This is a genomic window from Methylotuvimicrobium buryatense (assembly GCF_005931095.1).
Classification (GTDB): Bacteria; Pseudomonadota; Gammaproteobacteria; order Methylococcales; family Methylomonadaceae; genus Methylotuvimicrobium; species Methylotuvimicrobium buryatense.
This window is the reverse complement of sequence record NZ_CP035467.1, coordinates 1,878,952-1,901,371: the sequence shown is the minus strand read 5'-3', so window position 1 is coordinate 1,901,371 and position 22,420 is coordinate 1,878,952. Positions and strand designations below refer to the sequence as shown.

General features: G+C 46.8%; 10 protein-coding genes. 2 read left to right on the top strand and 8 right to left on the bottom strand.

The annotated features are described in order from the left end of the window. Window positions 1-24 precede the first annotated feature (24 nt). The 3 genes from EQU24_RS08570 to EQU24_RS08560 form a co-directional block, all read right to left on the bottom strand. Entirely contained in the window at window positions 25-816 is a 792-nt protein-coding gene (locus EQU24_RS08570) for an adenine nucleotide alpha hydrolase family protein (RefSeq protein ID WP_017839884.1), read from the bottom strand. Next, the gene (locus EQU24_RS08565; RefSeq protein WP_017839885.1) at window positions 809-3,208 is read right to left on the bottom strand and encodes a Lon protease family protein; all 2,400 of its coding nucleotides are present in this window, start codon (window positions 3,206-3,208) and stop codon (window positions 809-811) included. Before EQU24_RS08565 ends, EQU24_RS08570 begins: the two co-directional genes overlap by 8 nt. A gap of 78 nt (window positions 3,209-3,286) precedes the next feature. After that, complete coding sequence (locus tag EQU24_RS08560; protein WP_017839886.1) at window positions 3,287-5,026, bottom strand: putative bifunctional diguanylate cyclase/phosphodiesterase; 1,740 nt, start codon at window positions 5,024-5,026, stop codon at window positions 3,287-3,289. Between the two features lie 391 nt (window positions 5,027-5,417). Here EQU24_RS08560 and EQU24_RS08555 point away from each other — a divergent pair, with 391 nt between their 5' ends. Both EQU24_RS08555 and EQU24_RS08550 read left to right on the top strand, forming a co-directional pair. Then, a complete protein-coding gene (locus EQU24_RS08555) occupies window positions 5,418-6,995 on the top strand; it encodes a histidine kinase dimerization/phosphoacceptor domain -containing protein (protein WP_017839887.1) in 1,578 nt (525 codons plus the stop codon). A gap of 719 nt (window positions 6,996-7,714) precedes the next feature. After that, window positions 7,715-8,311, top strand: coding sequence for an ANTAR domain-containing response regulator (locus tag EQU24_RS08550; RefSeq protein WP_017839888.1), 597 nt, complete (start codon window positions 7,715-7,717; stop codon window positions 8,309-8,311). A 401-nt stretch (window positions 8,312-8,712) separates the two neighbouring features. Here EQU24_RS08550 and EQU24_RS08545 read toward each other — a convergent pair whose 3' ends face one another. The 5 genes from EQU24_RS08545 to EQU24_RS08525 all read right to left on the bottom strand — a co-directional run bounded on the left by EQU24_RS08545 (window position 8,713) and on the right by EQU24_RS08525 (window position 22,310). Beyond that, on the bottom strand, window positions 8,713-12,237 hold the full coding sequence (locus tag EQU24_RS08545; protein WP_014148907.1) for a bifunctional diguanylate cyclase/phosphodiesterase: 3,525 nt from the start codon (window positions 12,235-12,237) through the stop codon (window positions 8,713-8,715). Next, window positions 12,234-15,227, bottom strand: coding sequence for a chemotaxis protein CheB (locus tag EQU24_RS08540; RefSeq protein ID WP_017839889.1), 2,994 nt, complete (start codon window positions 15,225-15,227; stop codon window positions 12,234-12,236). The genes EQU24_RS08545 and EQU24_RS08540 overlap by 4 nt, the downstream gene beginning before the upstream one ends. Before the next feature lie 666 nt (window positions 15,228-15,893). Next, window positions 15,894-16,439 (bottom strand): PAS domain-containing protein, encoded by a 546-nt coding sequence (locus EQU24_RS08535; protein WP_138767136.1) that lies wholly within the window; start codon window positions 16,437-16,439, stop codon window positions 15,894-15,896. A gap of 4 nt (window positions 16,440-16,443) precedes the next feature. After that, entirely contained in the window at window positions 16,444-21,198 is a 4,755-nt protein-coding gene (locus EQU24_RS08530; RefSeq protein ID WP_017839891.1) for a PAS domain S-box protein, read from the bottom strand. Further along, window positions 21,195-22,310: an HD-GYP domain-containing protein gene (locus EQU24_RS08525; RefSeq protein WP_051056269.1), complete on the bottom strand. Its 1,116-nt coding sequence runs from the start codon at window positions 22,308-22,310 to the stop codon at window positions 21,195-21,197. The genes EQU24_RS08530 and EQU24_RS08525 overlap by 4 nt, the downstream gene beginning before the upstream one ends. Window positions 22,311-22,420: the final 110 nt, after the last annotated feature.

Below are 22,420 nucleotides of genomic sequence, written 5' to 3'. Positions count from 1 at the left end.
AGCAGCAATGCTGTCAAGCCCGGCTTATGCTACTAGCAACACCGGACAACCGAGCCGATCGGCAAACAACGACGCAGCACTTTGTGAAGTTTCAGGGTCGGTTCTGTCGGCGCGCAGCACGACGATACTGCAACCACGCTCTAAGACATATTGCATGATCGAATCGTAACTTCGACTAGATTGAATAAAAAAATGAGAAGCGAGATTGCTCCCCGCGAGCAAAGCTTTAACTTGTTGCTCCATTTCGGCAATGCCGTTATCGGATTGCCTCTGTAAAATAATGTTGAGCCCCGATTTTTGCGATTCAGCAATATCGATAGCCAATTTAAATGCTCGTTCCGATCCTTCCGTACCATCATAAATTGCCCAAACCGGAGGACTAAACTTTTTAACGGAAATTTTTTTAATCGTCAACGACCGGCTAACGCGCGGTCTATCCAGCAGCAATAAATCCATCGTAGCGGAAGCGGCCATCGCCTCGGCCAAATAATGACCGCGAACGACTGTCAACGATACCGTCAATTCGGATTTTTTCGCCAACTCATCGAGCTGTTGGCGAATTCTCTTAACACGGCGGGCCGATGCCGAACCGATACGGTCGACATCGAACTTAAGTTCTGCACTGGTCACTTTATCCACTTCGGTTGCAAAAGGAAGACCCGCCAAATGAAACAAATTAATATCTTCGATAAACAAAGCTGTCAGCTGTGCCCCTTGCGACCTGGCCAAGCTTGCCGCCAACTCCAACAAGGCCGAATCTTGCAGAGCATCGACAGCGATCAACATTTTTTTTGGGGTAACGTTAAGGTCAATCATGGCCGTTATTTTTCGACAAAAATGCCTGACTGATTTCGGTAAACCTGGCTAATTGCGCATCGACCTTTCCGTTCACAGTCTCCTGCGGAAACACGCCGTTTTCATCAGGATCGCCCGCTACCATTCCGGTCAACAACTCCAAGGCTTCATCGACATTTTTCACCGCATAAATATGAAACTGCCCGGATTGGGCGGCATGCACGACATCCCATCGCAACATCAAATGCTTGATATTCGCCGAAGGTATAATCACGCCTTGAGTACCGGTCAGTCCTTGTTTTTTACAGATATCGAAAAAGCCTTCGATTTTTTCATTGACGCCGCCGATCGCCTGCACACGTCCTAACTGATTAACTGAACCGGTCATCGCCAAATCCTGACGCAACGGGATTTGGGTCAGCGATGAAAGAATTACGCACAATTCGGCGAGCGAGGCGCTATCGCCGTCGACACCGCCATAGGACTGCTCGAACACCAGCGTCGCCGACATAGAAAACGGCTTGCTTCGGGCGTATCGGGAGGCGATGAAACCGGCCAAAATCAACACCCCTTTCGAATGAATCGCGCCGCCCAATTCGGTTTCCCGTTCGATATCGACCAGTTTGCCGTTACCGAGGCGCGTCGTCGCGGTAATCCGGGAGGGCTGGCCGAAACTGAATTCGCCGATCTGCAACACCGACAAACCATTGATCTGTCCTGCCACGCTGCCTTGCGTATCGATCAACACCGTACCGCGCTGAATATGCTCGTAGAGCCTTTCCCTAATCCGATCCAAGCGGTAGACCTTCTGATCGATCGCCTGCTGTACATCACTGGCATTAATGCAATCGTGTCCGTTTTGTCCGGCCCAATAATCAGCCTCTATCAGTAAATCTTTAATGCTGCGCAAATGTGTCGAGAGTTTTTCGGCATCGCCGGTCATCCTGGCGCTATGTTCGATCACTCGCGCGACGGCATCCCGGCTCAAGGACTGCAATTTTTCCTGCCTTGCAATCGTTGCCAAAACTTTTGCGTATTCGATCGCCGAGTCTTCTCGGCCCACCGTATCGTCGAAATCGGCCGCGACTTTAAATAAATCCTGAAACTCGGGATCGTAATAATTCAACAAATAATAAATCAGCCGATCACCCAACAAGATCAATTTCAATTCGAGCGGAATCGGTTCCGGTTCAAGCGCCGAGGTACTGATTAGACTGAGGCTTCGCTCCAGCGATTCGATGCGGATCTCGCCGGATTGCAACGTCCGTTTCAAGCTTTCCCAGGCATAGGGCTGCATCAATAGCTTACGCGCATCGAGTATCAAATAGCCGCCGTTCGCTTTATGCAATGCTCCCGGCTTGATCATCGTGAAATCGGTAACCAGCGACCCCATGAAAGCTTCATGATCGCAGCGTCCCATCAAATTGGCGTAATTCGGATGATCTTCATAGACGACCGGCGCGGTTTTGTTATCGCTCAAGTCGACCATTAAATTCACTTGATAACGCTTGAAAGGATCGGATTGTTGAGGCATTTCCATGAACGGCAGCGCCGATTCGCGGTGAGGAATGAAATCGCGTACATGACCGATAATATCGCGCTCGATCTCATCCAAATAATCGAGCACGGTCTGCTGGTCACCGTAGGTTTCCTTGAGTTCATGGATCGAATGGCCGACTGCAAATTCGGCCACTTCACGGTTCAGGTCCTTGATCTTACGCTTAGTTTCCTTACGCCACGCCGGAAATTTCTTTAATAATTTTTGCAGGCGCTGTTGCAGCTCGATGATCGCATGCTGAATGCGTTGCTGCTCTTCCTTGGAGAGTTGATTGAAGTGCTCGGCATCGATCACCACATCCTTGTCATCGACCGGCGCGAAAGCATAGCCGGTCGGCGTTTCGGTTAGAATAATACGGGCATTCGCGGCCTCTTCACGCAATCGGTTGATTTCCCGAAACTCGCGATGCCGCGACTCCTCCTCGATTTCCTCGACGCGGGAGCGGTATTCATCGCCTTCGAACGACGCCGGTAAGGCAATTCGAAGTTCATCGATCAATTGCTCCATATCGTTTTGGAACAATTTGCCTTTTCCGGCGGGTAAAGACAAAAGCCGAGGCTTGGCCGGTTGTTCGAAGTTAAACACATAACACCAGTCCGAAGGAATTTTTTTATGTGCGGCTTCCTGCTCGACCAACTGCATAACGGTCGTCATCTTACCGGTTCCCGAAGGTGCCAATGCGAAAATGTTATAGCCGGCTTTATCGACTCGTATCCCAAACCGGATCGATGCAATTGCCCGCTCCTGTCCAACGATGATTTCGACATCCTTGAGTTCGTCGGTCGTTTGAAAGTTTAAATCGCCGACTCTACAAGGTTTATAAAGTAATGCCGTCTCCAGAGGTGCAATTTTCATTTTATCCCTGCCTGTTTATATAACCGATTGCATTAGAACATAGACTTCTCGCAGCTACAATTGAGAAGTAAATGACTATCAGATATCATCCCGGTTTAACGGCTTACTAAAATAATACCCCTGAAAACCATCGCAACCGCATCTGTACAAATGCTCTAGCTGCTCCCATGTTTCGACGCCTTCGGCAATCAAATCAAGCTTCAAGTGCTTCGACATGCCGATAATGGTCTCGACGATCACCGCATCGTTATCGTTTATTCCCAAATTGACTACAAAAGTCTTATCGATTTTCAATTGATCGATCGGCAATCGGGTCAGGTAAGATAACGAAGAATAACCGGTGCCGAAATCGTCTATTGAAAAGCGCAAGCCTAATTGTTTTAGCGCATGCATTTTTTCGATAATGCCCTTTACATTCTGAACGATCAGCCCTTCGGTAATTTCCAGAATGATATGCCTAGGATCGACTTTAGTCGATTCAACAATACCACTAACTAAATCGACAAAGCCTGGGGAGCTAAACTGTTTAGGACTGATATTGACTGAAATATGTGGCACATTCTTGCCTGCTCGGTGCCAAGCCACCCATTGCTGGCATGCCTTCGTCAGCACTTGACTACCGATTTGGGCAATTAAACCGGTCTCTTCGGCTAGCGGAATAAAATCCTGCGGCGAAATGACGCCTTGCTCGGGATGATGCCATCTAACCAATGCCTCATAACCGAGCAATTGTTGATTGAAATTAAATTGAGGCTGATAAACCAATCCCAGGTGATCATGAACCAATGCATTTCTAAGCTCTTTCTCCAGTTGCAGTCTTTGATTGACTTTATCTTGCATATCGGGATGAAAGAAACAATAGGTATTCTTTCCGCTGTTTTTAGCGGCATACATCGCCGTATCGGCTTGTCTCAGCAAATGATCGAACGTATCTCCGTTATTCGGAAATAAGGTAATGCCGATACTCACAGAAACGCGCAGTTCGTGACCTTCCAGTAAATAAGGCATTAATAATAGATCGAGGATTTTCTCGGCGACAACTTTAAGCTGGTTCGATGCAATTGCCTTATCATAAGAAAGATTGGACAGCACGATAACAAACTCATCGCCACCCAAACGTGCAATCATATCTTCTTCTCTAAGCTCCCTTCTAAGGCGATCGGCGACTTGCCTGAGTAACAAATCCCCGACTTTATGCCCCAAAGAATCATTGATGGTTTTGAAGTTATCCAAATCCAAAAAAAACAATGCACCGTAAATCTTGAAACGGATCGTGGTAGCCAACTCTTGCTTTATCCTCTCCTCGAGCAAACTACGGTTGGCGAGTCCGGTTAGCGAGTCATAGTGCGCCAAGGTCCAAAGATCGGCCTGTGATTTTTTGATTTGAGAAATATCGCTGAATACTGAAATATAGTGCGCCGGCTTGCCTTCTTCGCCGATCACGTTGATAGTTTGCCAGGCCGGAAAGATATCTCCGGATTTCTTCTTGTTCCAAATTTCGCCCTGCCAACGCTTATTGGTCGTGATGCTTTGCCACATTCGTCGGTAAAAATGGATGTCTTGTTTACCTGAAGAAAGAATCCTGGGGGTTTTACCCAGAACATCCTGTTCGGTATAACCGGTAATATTTGTGAATGCGGGGTTAACATAAAGAATGCGCGTCGATTCGTCTGCAATCATCATCGCGTCTGAAGTCGCTTCGAACAAGGTTTTATAGATTTCCAGCTTGATTTCCATTGACTCGGCATCCGCGCTTGATAGGCTTTTTTTGTCTGCTGAGCGCCTATTCGCCGGAAATCGATGTTCTCGTTCTTGCATGAAGCCCTCTTAAATTACCAGTGATTCGCAAGCGCTAAAATCCAACAAAAAACGGATCGAAACCCTGAAAACATCGACACACCCTTAGCGAGTACATCAAAACTTTCAGAACAAACAACCATTAAAAAGGAAATCTAAACAATGCTGTAATCCGACTGTCTAACGCCTTTGAAAAGCGTTACTTGGCGGCACGGGGGCTAGGGGCCGCATTTGGGTGTCAATAGTAAATGAATTTGCCCGTTAGTAAAACAGATTTGTTCCTTATCTCACATGAATCTTTATTTCAAAAGCATTAATTAATTCAAATAACTGACTGACACACTTGGTTATAATTCGAACATTGTTTTGCTTAAAGGTCGGTTCGCAGCCTTATTGAATACCTGGAAAACCTATGACCGATTTTAATTATTTTGCCGCGTCAGGATTCTATTTTCCGGCTATCCCGCTGAGCATTTTTTTCGAAGCCGGATACTTAACGATGTTAATCGCAGCCATACCACCTATTTGGGGCTTTGTGCGTTATCACCGAAAATACCGCAATCTTCTCGTTGAGTATCATGACCAACAGCAAAAACTCAAACATCTAAAGCAAGTCACTAATAGTATGTTTTACGAATGGCATATCGAAACCGGAAAGATCGAAGGCTGCGAGGATTTCGCCAAACTATTCGGCTTTTCCGAACACGAAAATGCTATAAACCATGATCTTTTTCTAACAAAGCTTCATCCTAACGATCAAAACCGCATAAAACGAGTTTTCAAAGACGCATTAATCCATCTTGATACATTTTCCGCTCACTATCGCTTACAAACTCCGGAACACGATGTCATTCCTATTCGTCAACACGGCAAGGTCATCAGGGATCCGAGCGGTACGCCGTTAAAAATACACAACGCAATTCAAACAGACGATAAATTTGCCGATAAAGCGTCGAGCGAAAATAAGCAAATACAACATATTGTTACAACATCGGGATTAATCGGGGTTTTAACGATTTCTCCCGAAAACCGGATTTTATCGGCTAATGAATATATCTTCCGACTCTCAGGCCATGACGAAACTACGCTAAAGAACGCCCCATTAATGACTTTGCTCAGATTTCCGGATTTGAACGAGCACTTTTTTTTCGCCCCAAACATCGACCATAGCGGTATCGTCAACGGTCAATTAATCCACAAAAACGGCACAGTCAGCAGCGTTAAACTGTCCGTCAACTCCGTCAGCAACGATTCCGTTACGATCGATTATTTTGTCTTATTACTAACCGACATTTGCGAGCATATCGAAGAAGATAGAAAGCTGTTGGAACGGGAGCAACGGCATAAAAACACCCTAATCCGAGAGGTTCACCACCGAATCAAAAACAACTTACAAGGCATTTTCGGCCTATTGCAAAATAATGCATTGGAGCACCCCGAAGCCAAAGCGATTCTCGAACAAAGCATGCTGCAGATCAATTCACTGGCAATTACTTACGGTTTGCAAAGTAAGACAGAAAACGGCGAAATTTATCTATGCGACATTGTTCATTCCTCGACAGAATTTTGTCAGCGTTTATTTTTCAGCACCTATGAAACCATCGAACTGCAAATACCTTCCGATCATCCGATTCGCGTCGATCGGGACAATGCCGTTTCGTTATCGTTAATCGTTAACGAACTATTACTCAATGCCATCAAGCACAGCCCCGGAATAAACAAAAAAATCTCGGTTTCATTGGATTTTGACAAGAATCATGCGATTTTTACCGTCAAGAACGGACCGGCTTCGCTACCCCAAGGTTTCGATTTCGAACAATCGATTAAAATCGGCACCGGACTTTCGTTAGTTAAAACATTGATGCCGGAACAATCGCAATTGTGCATTTACCAAACGAACCACACAGTCACCGCACAATTAACGATGATGCCGCCATTGATTTTTCATAAAAGCCAAAGCAATCCGTTTTATAGCTCAAGCATCAAGTAAGCCTATGATTACAAAATGCCGGTCCAATTCTTTACATCTAGATGCTTTTCAATTAGATTACCGAAATAAATACAAACCCCAGACCCCGCTTTGTATTCTCTTTATCGAATTATTGGTGCATCTTGATCGAACCAATTATGTTCGTCTAAAAGTAGTTAAACTTCAAACTTTTATATTCAGATTCTGTCTTACCTTTTTTCAACTTCGCTACTCCGCCAAGACCCTAGCCGGATACCGCTATTGCGCGGAGATGACTTAAACAAGGTAGGAATAAGTTCGCTATGTTGAATGCATGATTCACCGTAATTATTCACATCCCCTATCGTTACCACGCTCCAGCGTGGCAATAAAGTCTAAGAGGCGGGAGCGGTACTCAGGCATTCCCATGTAGAGCGACACTGCCATTAAGTTAAGCCGTTCGTGGTGAGCCTGTCGAACCATGGACGGCTTAACTTATCGACCCAGGATTTTTCCATTCACCCTTCGACAGGCTCAGGGCGAACGGAAAAATCCTTAACTTAATGGCAGTGATGTAGAGCGAGGGAACAATAATTGCCGGTGGACTAAATAGTTACAGCCAATAACCTATAGAATTTAGTTTGTAGGTTCACGGCTTCCTTATTGAACAAAAAACTGAATCACTTACAACCATATTTTCGAAACTATTTTTAGCGATTATCTAAGCGTTTACGGCCGCACCGGCCTAAATTTAACTATTAATGAATAAAACAATACTTCTTGCCGACGATGACCGGCTCATTCTCGGAACCATGAGCCGTGGACTACGGCTATCCGGTTATAATGTCTTAGAAGCCACATCGGGCGATACGGCTATTAAACTTGCTCAAGACCAAAAGCCGGACATTGCGGTTTTAGATATCCGCATGCCGAAAATGACCGGTATAGACGTTGCCAAACATCTTGTACGAATACTCGACATTCCAGTCATATTCTTGTCCGCCTATTCCGACGAAGACACAGTAAAAGCCGCCATCGCCTCCGGTTGCATGAACTATTTGGTCAAACCCTGCAGTCTCGAGCAATTGATTTTGACCATCGAAGCGGTAATCGAAAGAAACAAGGAAATAATTAATCTGAAATACGAGAACAAGCAACTCGACAAAGCGCTATCCCAAAGCAGAAGCGTCTGCATAGCGATTGGCCTAATCATGAAGAATCAACTCCTCACCGAAGAAGCCGCATTTGATTATTTGCGCAAAAACGCCAGAGACCAGCGACGAAAAATAACCGAATTGGCCGAGGAAGTCATCCAAACCTTCGCCGGTCAAGACAATCTTAGCCAGACCCACTTATAATAGCTATGTTCGCGTTGATAGTTGATACTTTTGAACTTAAAGCCAACATGAACCCCAAGGATTCAACTCTGAATAACTTTTTTTTCAATATCGCGCCAATGGCTGAAAGGAGGGTACGGTTGCTCGATTGACAGGTGTCGGCAGCAGGGATAGCTGCCGTCAAGCCTACATGGACGTATTCACGGCGTCCTGTCAAGCGAGTAATCGTACCCTCTTCCACGCTCAGCGTATTGGAAAGCAATCATTGACTATTTCCTAAGTGGTTTATTTAGTAGGAAAGAGAATCGTTTCAACTGCTAACGCGAACATAGCCTTTTTCAAAGGGAGAGGCTAAAGTTCCAGTTTATTTTAAAACAAGGGTCTGAATAATTACTTTCGCGATGTCTTAACCGACTCTATAGTTACCGTGACTGACTACTCAATAATTGCTGCATCGCATCTACTGATAACGGTCTGCCTAATAAATACCCCTGAATTTGATCGCAGCCTAATTGGCGTAAGAAATCCGCTTGCACTTGGGTTTCCACGCCTTCGGCAATACATTTAAGGCGTAAATTGTGGGCAAGATTCACAATGGCTTCGACCAATACTTCATCGTCAGCGTCACCTGGAATATCTCTTACAAAGGATTGATCAATTTTAAGTTTGTCCACCGCGAAGCGTTTGAGATAACTTAAACTGGAATAACCGGTACCAAAATCATCAATCGAAAATTGTACGCCTCGTTGGTTTAACGTATTCACCACCTGCAACACATACTCTGGATCGGTAACCAAAATGGATTCGGTTAATTCTAATTCCAAATGGTGAGGCGGCAAACCGGTTTCTTCCAAGATTTCGATGACCGTTTGCAATAAGTTATGCCGTAAAAATTGCACGCAAGACACATTGACGGACACTCGTAAATAATGCCCTTGTAGCAACCATTGTTGCATTTGCCGACAAGCTTGACGCAGCACCGACTGCCCTAAGGTAACAATCAATCCACACTCTTCCGCAACCGGAATAAATTCTGCCGGTGAAATAATCCCCAGTTCTGCATGATGCCAGCGCGCTAAAGCTTCAGCACCGACAATCTGTCCGCTTTTAATGTCAAATTGAGGTTGATAAACCACAAAGAAATCTTCGCGCTCCAGCGACAAACGCATGGCATTTTCTAAAGACATGCGGCGCATCACCGCCACATTCATTGATTCGGTATAAAACTTATAGGTATTACGTCCATTGAATTTAGCCTGATACAGTGCCGTATCGGCTTTTTGTAGCAACCCATCAAATTCCTCTCCATCATCAGGATATAAACAGGCACCGATGCTACACGATAACTGTAGTTTATTGCCCTCAATATCAAAAGGACGTAACAGCGCGGTTAAAATTTTCGTCGAAATATCAGCTAAATTATCGACATGATGCACATTACCTAGTAAGACGACAAATTCATCGCCACCTAAGCGACTAACGGTATCGGCTTCACGCACACAGTCTCGCAGACGGCAGGCAACTTCCAACAACAGTTTGTCACCTATCGGGTGACCCAAGCTATCATTAACGTTTTTAAAGTGATCTAAATCCAAATATAACAAGCCCAGCTTCTTACCTTGGCGTTGCACATAGGACACCGTTTGCTGAAAACGGTCTTTTAATAAAGTACGGTTAGGCAGTGAGGTCAAGGGATCATGATGCGCGAGAAATTCAATATACTCTCGGGCTTGTTGATGTTCGGTAATATCCATAAATACAGCAATGTATTCACTCGGACGCCCCTCGGGTGTCGTACGCGCAGCCGAAATACCAAGCCATTGCGGATAGATTTCTCCATTCTTACGCCGATTCCAAATTTCCCCTTGCCAATAGTCTTCAAGATTGAGTTTCGCCCACATCTGTTGGTAAAAACTATCATCATGCTTCCCTGACTTGAGCAAACGTGGGGTTAAACCCAGCACTTCGGTTTCCGTGTAACCGGTAATTAGGGTAAAGGCAGGGTTAACTGAGAGAATCCGTTGCTCACCGTCCGTGACGACTACGGCTTCTCGGCTATAACGAAACACCATCGCATCAAGTTCGAGTTTGCGTTGTTGCCGATTACGTTGTACTAAGGCCCATGCATTATTGGCCAACATTTCTAATATGGCCAAATCACCCGCATCATAAGAGTCTTGTTTATTACCTACCCCCATAATCATCACGACATTATCGTCTTCGATAACCGGCACGCTCACGTGACGTAATAAGGTCGCATGGCCTTCCGGCAACCCTTTTTTATTATCCAATGCCGGGTAATCATTATGAATAACCGGCCGACGCAAACGAAAACAATCCGCCCACACACCGGCATTCGCTAACGGGTAATGATTATCATGCACCGCTGCACAATTTTGCAGCGTTTTACCTGACCATACCCCTAAACTAATGGTATTTTGATCGCTGTTGACAAAATGTACATAAGCGAGGTGGCTATCGGTTAACGCCTCGGCATGCTCAAGGGCAAAACGCAGCAGAGACTGTTCATCCATTTTCGTAGCTTGCCTGGTTAAACTTAATAGGGCGGCATTGCGTTGACTGGTTAAATCTTGGACTTGTTCACTGCGTATACGCGTGAGAAATAAACCAATTAATTCCGCTATGCCCTCAATAAATTGTTTTTCATCATCAAGAAACGGTTTGTTGTTTGGCAAAATATGCGGATTCCTATAACCGACGCTAATTTTACCGACCACTTGCGCGTCAACCTGAATATCGCTTTCCAGCTTATCCATTGTGGCTGAAAAGGTATCGTTGCTATAAGTTTTGGAAGGTAAATTAATAGACACCGAGACATCGTCTGTGTAATTCATGCCCATGGGTAGCAGTTTTAACACGTCGGCAAAAAAAGCATCTTGATCGCTAATTAATTGTGACGCTCGAGAAATAGCATAAATCGCTTTTAGCTCCTTTATACGCTCGCGTAAGCTCAAGGACAGATTTTCGAGAGCCTGATCGCGTTCCAGCAAGGCAAGTTCTGCCTGCTTGCGAACGGAAACATCTTCGATAATGACCACTATATAATCAAGTTGGCCGATGGCATTACGCACCCCTTGTTTGATCACATGCACATCAATGATTTCGCCGTCACTGCGAATACACCGCTTATCCAGTGTATAACCCTCATGCTTACCTGTGAGTATGTCATTAAACTGCACTAATTCGGCGTCAAGATCGCCGGGATGCGTTAAATCCATCCAGGTCAGTTTAATCAGCGCATCGCGCGAATATCCGAACAAGTCACAGAGTTTATCGTTGACTTCTAGCCATTGTTTATCGGCACTGATGGCTGCCATGCCGACCGGCGCCGAATCAAAATAAGCCTGAAAGTGTCGGTGACTTTCTTCTAGCAGCACCTGTTGCTTAACCGCTGCGGTTTGATCGACAATTAAAACGACAAAGTGCTGCGCATAATTTTCTGCTAACTCGGACAATAACGAAAGATGCATATCAGCTATAAACTGTTGTTCGTCGGCCGTTTTTAATTCAATACCGGTTACCCTCGCGGAACCTTCGCTTCGAGCCCTCTGCAATAATTCCCGCAAACGACCATGCTCTTTTTTAGGTAGCAGGCGAGGAAAATAATGTGAACGTAATTGCTTGCGACTTAAGGCAAACCGTTGTTCAGCTATCGCATTACACTCATGGATGACCACAACTTCATCAATAACTAAAGCCGGTACCGGCAAAGCCGCAAACAAACTGCTAAAGCGGCGCATGGCATTTTCGGTAATGATTTGATTTTGGCGTAATTCCTCATTTTGAATTTCTAATTCCGCATGATAGATTTTAAGGTCTTCGACTAAGCGGGAAACATCCGCTTCACCACGCGCAACATCTTGTAAGGCAAAATCAAAATCGCCGCGTTGCAATGCCTCGATTGCTAATTGCTTAATACTACTCATGCCTGCTCCCCCTCTACCCATGCCGTGATATTGACATGACTGACAATGATGCCACCCAACGGATGCCTCACAGGCGTGGCGTGCATCAAAAACCAGCGACGTTCTGTGGGCGAATGACAAGGATATTTAATGGAAAAATGCGCTTGCTCGCCGCTAAGAATTTGGCTAATACCTATAAGCACTTGGTGGGCAACGGTATCATCGAGTACATGTTTAATTTTACAAACATCAAGATAATTGATACCCGGGCCAGTATGCGCGAGCTCACGATCACCATTGCTTTGGGCAAAATCCCGCCAGGCTTTATTCACCATGGTAATGACGCCTTTCGAATTTAACACGGCAATATGTTCGGGTAGGGAATCTAAAATGGCTTGGAGACGCTGCGCATCTTTGATTTGGGTAATATCGACAAAAGTTAATACTGCCCCACTGATGTTTCTCGGTCGATCGATATAAGGTAAGACACGAACCAAATACCAATGATCATTGCGAGTTTTGACTTCACGCTCCATCAACTGCGCCGTACAGATCACGCGACGCAAATCGTGCAGGAACTCCGGATATTCCATTTCGTGGGCAAAATCGTCAATCGGTCGCCCAATATCACCTTCCCGAATACGAAAAATAGAACCTGCTTCAGGCGTAAAACGGGTTAAATTCAGATCACTGTCCACAAATAGGGTAGGAATCAGTGCGGCACGCGTCATATTGTCTAAATCGGCGTTCAAACGGTTTAGAATATCTATTTTTTCCTGATTTTCGGCATTAACGGTATACAACTCCTCATTGACTGATTGCAATTCTTCATTCGTGCTTTGCAGCTCCTCATTCGAGGCCATTAACTCTTCATTAGTCGCTTGCAATTCTTCGTTGGAGGTTTCCAGCTCTTCAATCGTCGCTTGCAAACTATCACGGGTGGCCGATAACTCCATTTCCAAGCTTTGAATACGGTCATTAGAAACCGCCTCTACGTCAATATTATTACTACCTGCCAAGGGTATTTCTTTGGGCGCCAACACCTCAAAAGACATTAAAAAATGACGCTCTTTCGGCGCATCCTCTATTAGCGGCCTCAGAACAACCCGCACCCATTCGCTTTGTTTCTTAGCCGAATCAAGCAACTGAATTTCTGAATGTAGCGGCATATTGTCTTTAGCTACCTTATGCAGCAAGGCTACACATACCGGTGCCATTTTACCCACCAACAATTTGGAAATTTCCAAACTGGCGCTGCCTGCTTGAATTTGCATATAGCGTTGAACATCGCCATAGACATGCACCAATTCGCGTTCCTCATTAATTAATAACGCTGGCGGTGCGTAACTTTGCATCAATAACATCTGGCCAGATTCGATAATACTGCTTTCGGCATTCCGATGTTTTTCGCGGTACGGCTGACTCACGCGCATGCGGTTATCATTATGGTTGGTGCTATTTTTAAAATTAAGCGGTAACGAAACGGGCCGTAAGACGCGATAAATTTTATGTTTAGCATTGATGACACTGAAATCTTTATGTAACGTGCCCAAAGATTCACTAGAGCCGAGTAACAAATAACCGTTATGCGCCAATGCATATTGAAAACAGAGCAAAGCGCGTTCTTGTGCCGCTACATCAAAATAAATCAGCGTATTTCGGCAACTGACTAGATTCATGCGGGTAAACGGCGGATCATCGAGAATATTGTGCCGCGCAAACACGATATTCTGACGAATTTCATTTTTGACGATAAATTGATTGCCACTGCGGCTAAAAAATCGTTCGAGGCGTTCTGGCGACAATTCGTTGGCTATCGCTTCCGGATAAACCCCGGCACTGGCAAACTCAATGTTTTGCTGCTCAACATCGGTGGCAAATATTTTTAACTGTGGCCAGCGACGCAATTTATCGAAGGCTTCAGCAAATAAAATAGACAGCGTATAGGCTTCCTCACCGGTCGCGCAACCGGCAACCCATACCCGTAACGATTGATTATCGGGGTTATTTTCCACCAAAGTCTGAATTACCGTTTTTTCCAATAATTCAAAAGTTTCTACGTCGCGAAAATAACTGGTCACCGGAATTAGAATATCTCGCTTCAGGGTGATAATTTCGTTACGATCACTTTCCAGCAGATATAAATAATTGCTCAAATCGCGCACATGACGCACCTGCATCCGTCGCTCAATTCGACGTTGTACCGTTGCCGATTTGTACTCCTTAAAATTAATACCGCCGACTTGATACAGCAAATGCAAAATATTTTCTAAAGGATCACCATGCGACGTTTGCCCAGTATCATTCAACTTTACAGTCGGTTGAATGCTATTGCTAACATGACCGACAATTCTGGCCGCCAACATTTCAGGAGGGATAACTTCATCGACTAAGCCGGTGGCAATGACGCTACGCGGCATTCCATCGAATTTAGCGGTTTCCGGGTCTTGCGCCAAAAGAAAACCACCGGCATCATTAATGGCTACCGCGCCTCGGGTACCGTCGGAACCGGTGCCGGAGAGAATCACGCCAACCGAATGCTTGCCAAACTCCTTGGAGAGGGAGGTGAAAAATAAATCAATCGGTAAACTCAAGCCGTGCGGATTTTTGGGCAACAACCGTAGCTGGCTTCCAGCCACTGTCATATTTTTACCCGGCGGAATCAAAAATACTTGGTTAGGTTTAATTTGCATGCCGTTTTCGGCCATCAACACCGGCATGGCCGTATGCCGTGCGAGCAAATTATCCATCATGCTTTTGTGATCGGGGGAAAGATGTTGGACAACCACGAAGGCCGCTCCCGAAGTTACCGAGAGCTTGTCGAAGAAACGCTCCAAGGCGTCTAAACCACCGGCGGATGCGCCAATAGCGACCACATAACCGTTAAACAGGCGAGTAGTTTTTGGTGAGGGATTGAGAGTAGGGATTTGCGATAAATCGAGCGGGTCTTCGATAGGCGTGGCAACGCCACTAGCGATGACTCGCCTGGAGTATTTTTTGTTTCGCGCCATGATGCGAAGAAACCTATTTTAATGTTAAGAGCAATTAAACCGGCACCATTCTACCAAGGATTATAAGCCTTGGTAGTATTTTTCAAACGTTAGCTTGGAGAGGATTGTAATTGTTTTCTTCTGCGGGACGGGTTATTTAACCCGTCCCCAACGTTTCGGTTTGCCCTAAACATTTCGGCTGACTTCGGCCAAAGTCAAAACGTTTAGAACGGGGTTGCAAACCCATGCGCATCAAGCTAGAACGGTCAACCCGTGCGCTTTCCCAATTTCCGGACTCATCGCTATACATAAGTCATGTATTACCCTTTTGCAGTCTTAGACAATGTGACCTCGAAGCCATTTATTGTAACTTGACATTCTCGGCCTCGATATCGCGATCTGGGGATCGCTCCCACAGTGCATTAGTCACCCTCTGTGGGAGCGACGCCTTCGTCGCGACTTTCGAAGTCACTGACGCTCGATACCCACGGCTTATATCGAAGTCCTCGAAGCGACCTAAATTCAATACAAGGGCGATTTTAATCGCCCTAGGCGAATGAGAACTTGCCCCTACAAGAAACTTGAGAAAGTCAGGAAGTTAGTTTTAGCGACATCCTTAGCTTGATGCGTATGGGTTGCAAACCCCGTCCTGCTAGGGTTATAAGTCTTCGTAGTATTTTTCAAACGTTAGCTTGGAGAGGATTGTAATTGTTTTAGTTGATGTTGGCACTGCGGGCAAACACCATAGATCACCGGCACCGTTAATGGTTCTTTATCTTTTAGCAAGCTTTCCGCTTCAACCCACTGCTCAGCTTGCTTGAGTAAATTGCAAATACTGCAACGCACTCGTGTGTGGCGATCACGCTGGTTGGAACGTATAAAAAAAATGGGCGCCACACGCGGCTCAGTATGCAATTGGTAGTTGCTAATTCGCACTTCGCCACGCTCATTCGCCATCAGCCGCATTTGTAAATAACGGCGCAAGTTTGGCGCATCACACCGATAATCAAAACAGGCGCTAGTATTTTTTTGCCGGACAATATCGAGTAACTTTTGCACAAACTGGCGAGTAACATTGCCGCTAATGTAATCGAACAACGATTTACCAACGACGTGTTGCTTCTTGAGTTGCGGTGCGTCATTAGCGTCGGCAAACTCATCCCAGCTACCATTAATGGCGATAATGACATTATTGGCGTCAACGCTAAATTCTAAAAGGATTGTATCTGTCATGGCCCTAATCATCGTGCCGCTCGAGTATATCGAGCGCTTTTTCCCATTCGAATATTGAAATCAGATGCAGCAATTCGTTGCCTTGTGTTTTTCCCAAAACGCCGCGTAATAACGCCGCTTCGCGTTCGGCGATATCGATGGCCTTGATATCGCCGATGCGAAGCAAAGCTTTAAGTGGTTCGATAATTAATTCGGCCCTATCCGAATCGATCTCGATTTCTTCGGTTTGACGAACCTCGAGAACTTCAAGCCATTGTTGCATCGCCTCTTCAAGCTGTTGCGCGAGATCCCGTGTCAAATCCGTAATGTTATCGCGTTTTGTACGCACCGCAATTTCGAGCTGTGAGGCTAGTGCCGACAACGATTGCGCGCCGATATTGCCGGCAGCGCTTTTCAAGGCATGGGCAAGCTGTTGAAGCCTGTCCGTATCGTTGGCTTGAAGAGCGTCATGCAGTTTCTGTACATCGTCTCGATGATGCTCGACAAATAATGACAATAATCGCTGCGGTAAATCGGACTGCAACATCGTGCTGAGCGGTACCGGATCGGTTTGAATATACGCGGACCTAACTGTTTTAGTCGATGCAGGAAGCCATTTCAGCAAAGTCGTATAAAATTGCTCCAAATCGACCGGCTTGGCGATAAAGTCATTCATGCCGACCGCTAAACAAGACTTTCGATCTTCATCGAATACATTAGCACTCATCGCCAAAATCGGCGTTTCGCAGTAGTCTGGTAATTCGCGAATGGCCAGAGTCGCAGCCAATCCGTCCATATTGGGCATTTGCATGTCCATCAACACTAAATCGTAGTGTTGTCGTTTCGCTTTTTCGACAGCAGCGATGCCATCTTCGGCGACATCGACCGACAGGCCGACGCCATGCAGCAGTTCGAGCGCGACTTCGCGGTTGATCGGATTGTCTTCGGCCAATAACACGCGTCGCCCCCGGCGGGTATCGCGCAATTGTTGTTCGGCGTCTATTGATCCGGCTTCTGCCGCTGCCGGTAATACGCCGTGACCTTTTTGCAGATGGACGGTAAACCAAAACGTGCTGCCTTGTCCCGGCTCGCTTTCGGCGCCGGCTTCGCCGCCCATTAATTCGGCAAGCCGGAGGGTAATCGACAAGCCCAATCCGGTTCCGCCGTATTGGCGCGTAATCGATTCATCGGCTTGCGTAAACGGGCGAAACAAACGTTGCAATTGTTCCGCTTCGAGACCGATGCCGCTGTCTTGCACTTCGAAACGCACCCGCAAATCGTTATCGTGTACCTCGAGTAATTTTGCCCTTATGTCGATGCGACCCTGTTCGGTGAATTTAACGGCATTACTGGCTAAATTCAATAGCGCCTGGCGCAGCCGCGTTACGTCTCCATACAGCCACTCCGGGACTAAATCGTCGTCGAGCGTAATCGTCAAATTTTTCGCATGTGCGGATTCGCCGATCAAAGACCGAACATGATCGAGTACCGCCGATAAATGAAAATCGACATGATTAAGCTGCATCTTACCCGCTTCGATTTTAGATAAATCCAAAATATCATTGATGATTGACAACAGATGCCGACCGGCGATTTCAATTTTATTCAGACGGCCGCTTTGCGCAGCGGTCGCGTCGATACGCATTAAATGCGCCAAACCGAGTATCGCGTTCAACGGCGTTCTGATTTCATGGCTCATATTGGCGATAAACGCGCTTTTAGCTCTATTCGCAACTTCGGCTTGCTGCCGGGCTGTTTGCAGTTCCGCCGTGCGTGATTCCACCAGGGTTTCGAGATGATTGCGATACTTGTCGAGTTCGGTCGCAATTCGCTTTCTTTCGGTAATATCTTCCTTGACTGCGACATAATGCGTAATCGTCCCGTCCTGTTGACGAAGCGGCGTTATGACCGCAAATTCGATGTATTCGCTGCCGTCTTTGCGTTGGTTGTAAAACTCGCCTTTCCAGGTTTCGCCGCGCGTCAAGGTTTGCCACATCGCTTCATAATTCGTTTTCGGCGTTTTACCGGAATGCAGAATACGCGGGTTTCGCAATAGAACGTCGTCGAGCAAATAACCGGTGTTAGCGCTAAAAGCCTGATTGACGTATTCGATTTGCGCGTCGGCATTGGTAATCACGATACTCTCGGGGCTTTGTTCGACCGCGAGCGCAAGCTTTTTCAACTGGTCTTCGGCTTGTTTACGTTCGGTAATCATTTCGGTGTAGATAATGATCCCGCCAATCGAGCCATCGGCATTATACCAGGGCAGGCATTCCCACTGAACCCATTCCACGCTTCCGTCTTCGCGCAGATAAGTATCCTCATCGGCGAAACAGACAATGCCTTGCAACGCTTTTTGATGTACATCGCGCCATTTTTGCGGCAAGTTTGGAAACACCTCATAGTGGTGCTTGCCGATAATATCGGGATCGGAAACGCGATAATCATCGAGATAACGCTGGCTAACATATAAGTATTTCAAGTCGCGGTCGTGAATCACGATGCCGCCCCGGTTATGTTCGATGACATAACGCATCAGTTCATACGAATGCGTTAGCTCCATCTCCATTTGAATGCGCGCGGTGATATCCTCTAAGGCACCGAATAGCACCGGCTGTCCGTCATCGGTATGTTTAGTTTCGACATAAGCCGCCGATTGAATGTATCGTCGTTCGCCATTGCGATGTTTTATGCTCAAAACGACATGACTCGACTTGCCTTGTTCGAGCGCGGTAATGGACCTCGAAAACAGCATTTGATCTTCGGGCATGACATAATGGCGCCAACAGCCGAGCGCCATCAGCGCGTCATTGTCGTCACCGAATATCGCCTCGGCATTGCCGAGCATCCAATCCAGTCGGAAATAGCCGTCGCGGCCTTTTTTACAGGAGTAAACCAAATCGTTCGCAATCGTCGAGGCGATGCGAAAGCGCTCTTCTCTTTCCTGTAATGCCTCTTCAATCCGTTTGCGCTCGGTCAAATCAATGTCGATACAATAGATTTCTTTACCGGCTGGACCTTCTTGCATGACGTGATTAGTAAAGACCGTGACCGGTGTGCCATCTTTGCGCCGCAACGTGAATTCTGCAGCCGGAATGCCAGGGTCGCCGGCTATCCAGCTATTGATATGGGTAATAATTTCCTCATGCATCGGGTCGGGAATGATCAAGTCTTCCAAACGACGCCCCAACGCTTCTTCGCGCGTATAGCCATATAAGGCTTCGCTTGCCCGATTCCAAAAGGTCACGCGGCGCTCTTCGTCATAACCTTGCACAGCAATGCTTGGTGTTTGTTCGAACAAAAATCGAAAGCGACGTTCACTATCGCGCAAGGCCAGTTCCGTGCGTTTTTTTTCGGAAATATCTTGAAATGCGCCTTGCACTTTAACAATTTTACCGGTGCCGTCACGAACGGCTTCGCCGATCGCGCGAACCCAGACCCGTCGGCTTGTCGCCGTAACGATTTCCATTTCCTCATCAAAAGCGATTCCTTGCGTGGCACAGAGGCCGAATACTTCGCGGATTTTATCGCGCCATTCCGGCGTATAAAAGCTTATGCCTTCTTCGAGTGTCGGCGAATAACCGCTTGGTTTATCATGAATCGCTGCAACAGTATCGGACCATTTGAGCCGGTTGCTGCTTAGGTCGACGCTCCAGCCGCCCATACGACCTAAGCGTTCGGCGATACGCAAAAGCGATGCATATTCTTGTAAGGACTCTTTTTGTCCCAGGTAACGTTGAATAAGCAAATAATGATGGGGTAGTATCGCGGCGATCAGTGTCAGCAGTAATGTCATACCGAGTCCGGCCAATGCGATCCATAAAGGTTGATGCGACGCAGATTCCGTAGCGCATTCAGGCGGCATTGTTGCGGTCACGGTCCAGGTGTTTCCGGCCAAGGTCAAGCGGCGGCTCAGCGACCTATCGTCCAATGCCGTGTCGCTGTTCTGTGCGTAGAGTAAATGTTCGGGCGTAGTCGTGATACCGTCATGTATTTTCAGAGACAGCGATGGACACAAATTGAACTGTGGACGCGACAGCAAATTTTGCATCATGTCTTTGATACGCACGGCGGAGAACACCCAACCGATAAATTTGCGGTTGGATTCGGGCAAGTCCGCATTGCCGGACGTAACCGGATTATAAACGGGCATATACAGAATATATCCGGGCTGTGCTTCGGCTGCGGGCTCATGAATGAGTATCGTTTTGGCCGTCATTGCCGCACGGCCACTGTCTCGGGCCCTATCCATTGCCATGCGGCGCGACCTTTCCGAATAGCTGTCATAACCTAGCGCTTGCCGGTTTTGTGCGTCGAACGGTTCGATATAGACAATCGGCGCATGCATGTCATTCGGCATTTCTGGCCAGACCCGATAGCCCGGTAAGCCTTCGGCCCTTACCGCTTCGATGTGCGCGTTAAGTGCGCTGCGTTCGATCAACGGCGCGAAACCGAACGCGTTGACGCCGGGAAAATAGTTTTGGATGCCGAGCCCGGTAATGAATTGCTGAAACTCCTGACGGTTTACGTGTTCGCTACTCGCGAAGAGCCCTACAATGCTACGCAAGACTTGTTCACTGTCTTCGATTTTGTCTTGAATCAGAAAGACCAATCGCTCAAATTGATGTTCGAAGTCTTGCTGGGCATTGTTTTCTTGATTGATCCGGACTTGTTGCCAATAAAGCCCGGTCAGTGTCACTCCACTAATCGCCAATAACAACGGTAATGCGATGAAAAGCTTATAAGTTTTTCGCTGAATCGGTTTTGTCGTATTTTTCATGTCGCTGAGATTGCCGATAACGACGCTGCGGTATCATCGTCGAATCGTTTGGCGATCTGTTTAAATGTTGTGTAACAGTGTTGAAATGCATCGATCATATCGGGGTCGAATTGACTGCCTCGACCGGCGACGATCAGGTCTCTCGCTTCACCGAACGGCATCGGCGGTTTATAAACGCGCTTTGTCGTCAGTGCATCGAATACGTCGGCAACGGCCATGATGCGTGCAGAAAGCGGAATCGCATCGCCGCTCAATTCATCCGGATAGCCACTACCGTCCCAGCGTTCGTGATGCCAATGCGCGATTTCTTTGGCCAGCATCAGAAAATCGACATTTATCGCGACATCTTGTTCGGCTAGCTCAATGGCTGCCGCCCCTCGTTCGGCATGGGTTTTCATGATGACCCATTCGTCATCGGTCAGCGGCCCCGGTTTCAATAGGATATGGTCTGGAATTGCGACTTTACCGATGTCATGCAGCGGTGCCGAGCGAGTCAAGAGTTCGATGTAATGATCGTCTAAGATGGCATTGAAACGCGGATCTTGCTTCAGTTGTATCGCCAGTTCGCGCACATAATGTTGCGTGCGCAGAATATGATTGCCGGTCTCAGGGTCTCGGGTTTCCGCCAGATGGGCTAATGCACGAATGCTGACTTGTTGGATCAAATCGTTTTCGAGCATGCGTTTTTTAACTTCGCTTTCGAGCCATTTGTTTTGGTCGAACAGACGATCGCGGGCGCTTTTTAAATCGATATGCGTTTGCACTCTGGCCAAGACGACCGGCGGCATGATCGGCTTGGTAATATAATCGACCGCACCCAATTGGAAACCGTTGACTTGGTCTTCTTGGCTGTCCAAAGCGGTAATAAAGATAACCGGAATGTTTTGGGTCGAAGGCTCGGATTTGAGCGTTTGCAGAACATCGTGTCCGCTTAGGTCGGGCATCATCACGTCGAGTAAGATCAAATCGGGAACGGGTTCCGCTCGGGCCAGCATAAGACCGCGAAGACCGGAATTGGCGACCCGCACGCTGTAATCGGGCTTTAGAATTTCGCTGATCAGCGCCAGGTTGGAGGGTTCGTCGTCTACGATAAGAACAGTCGGTTGAGTCATAATCTTCGAGTAAAATGCCGAGAGCTGATGGATATCATCGAACTCACTACTTTTGTAATTATTTACATCCCACCTATCGTTCCCACGCTCCAGCGTCACTGCCATTAAGT

Bases quoted from the DNA above. Each gene is read 5' to 3' on its own strand.
- EQU24_RS08540 (WP_017839889.1), bottom strand. From the start codon at position 15,227: ATGGCGCGAAACAAAAAATACTCCAGGCGAGTCATCGCTAGTGGCGTT.
- EQU24_RS08545 (WP_014148907.1), bottom strand. From the start codon at position 12,237: ATGAGTAGTATTAAGCAATTAGCAATCGAGGCATTGCAACGCGGCGAT.
- EQU24_RS08555 (WP_017839887.1), top strand. From the start codon at position 5,418: ATGACCGATTTTAATTATTTTGCCGCGTCAGGATTCTATTTTCCGGCT.
- EQU24_RS08560 (WP_017839886.1), bottom strand. From the start codon at position 5,026: ATGCAAGAACGAGAACATCGATTTCCGGCGAATAGGCGCTCAGCAGAC.
- EQU24_RS08550 (WP_017839888.1), top strand. From the start codon at position 7,715: ATGAATAAAACAATACTTCTTGCCGACGATGACCGGCTCATTCTCGGA.
- EQU24_RS08525 (WP_051056269.1), bottom strand. From the start codon at position 22,310: ATGACTCAACCGACTGTTCTTATCGTAGACGACGAACCCTCCAACCTG.
- EQU24_RS08565 (WP_017839885.1), bottom strand. From the start codon at position 3,208: ATGAAAATTGCACCTCTGGAGACGGCATTACTTTATAAACCTTGTAGA.
- EQU24_RS08535 (WP_138767136.1), bottom strand. From the start codon at position 16,439: ATGACAGATACAATCCTTTTAGAATTTAGCGTTGACGCCAATAATGTC.
- EQU24_RS08530 (WP_017839891.1), bottom strand. From the start codon at position 21,198: ATGAAAAATACGACAAAACCGATTCAGCGAAAAACTTATAAGCTTTTC.
- EQU24_RS08570 (WP_017839884.1), bottom strand. From the start codon at position 816: ATGATTGACCTTAACGTTACCCCAAAAAAAATGTTGATCGCTGTCGAT.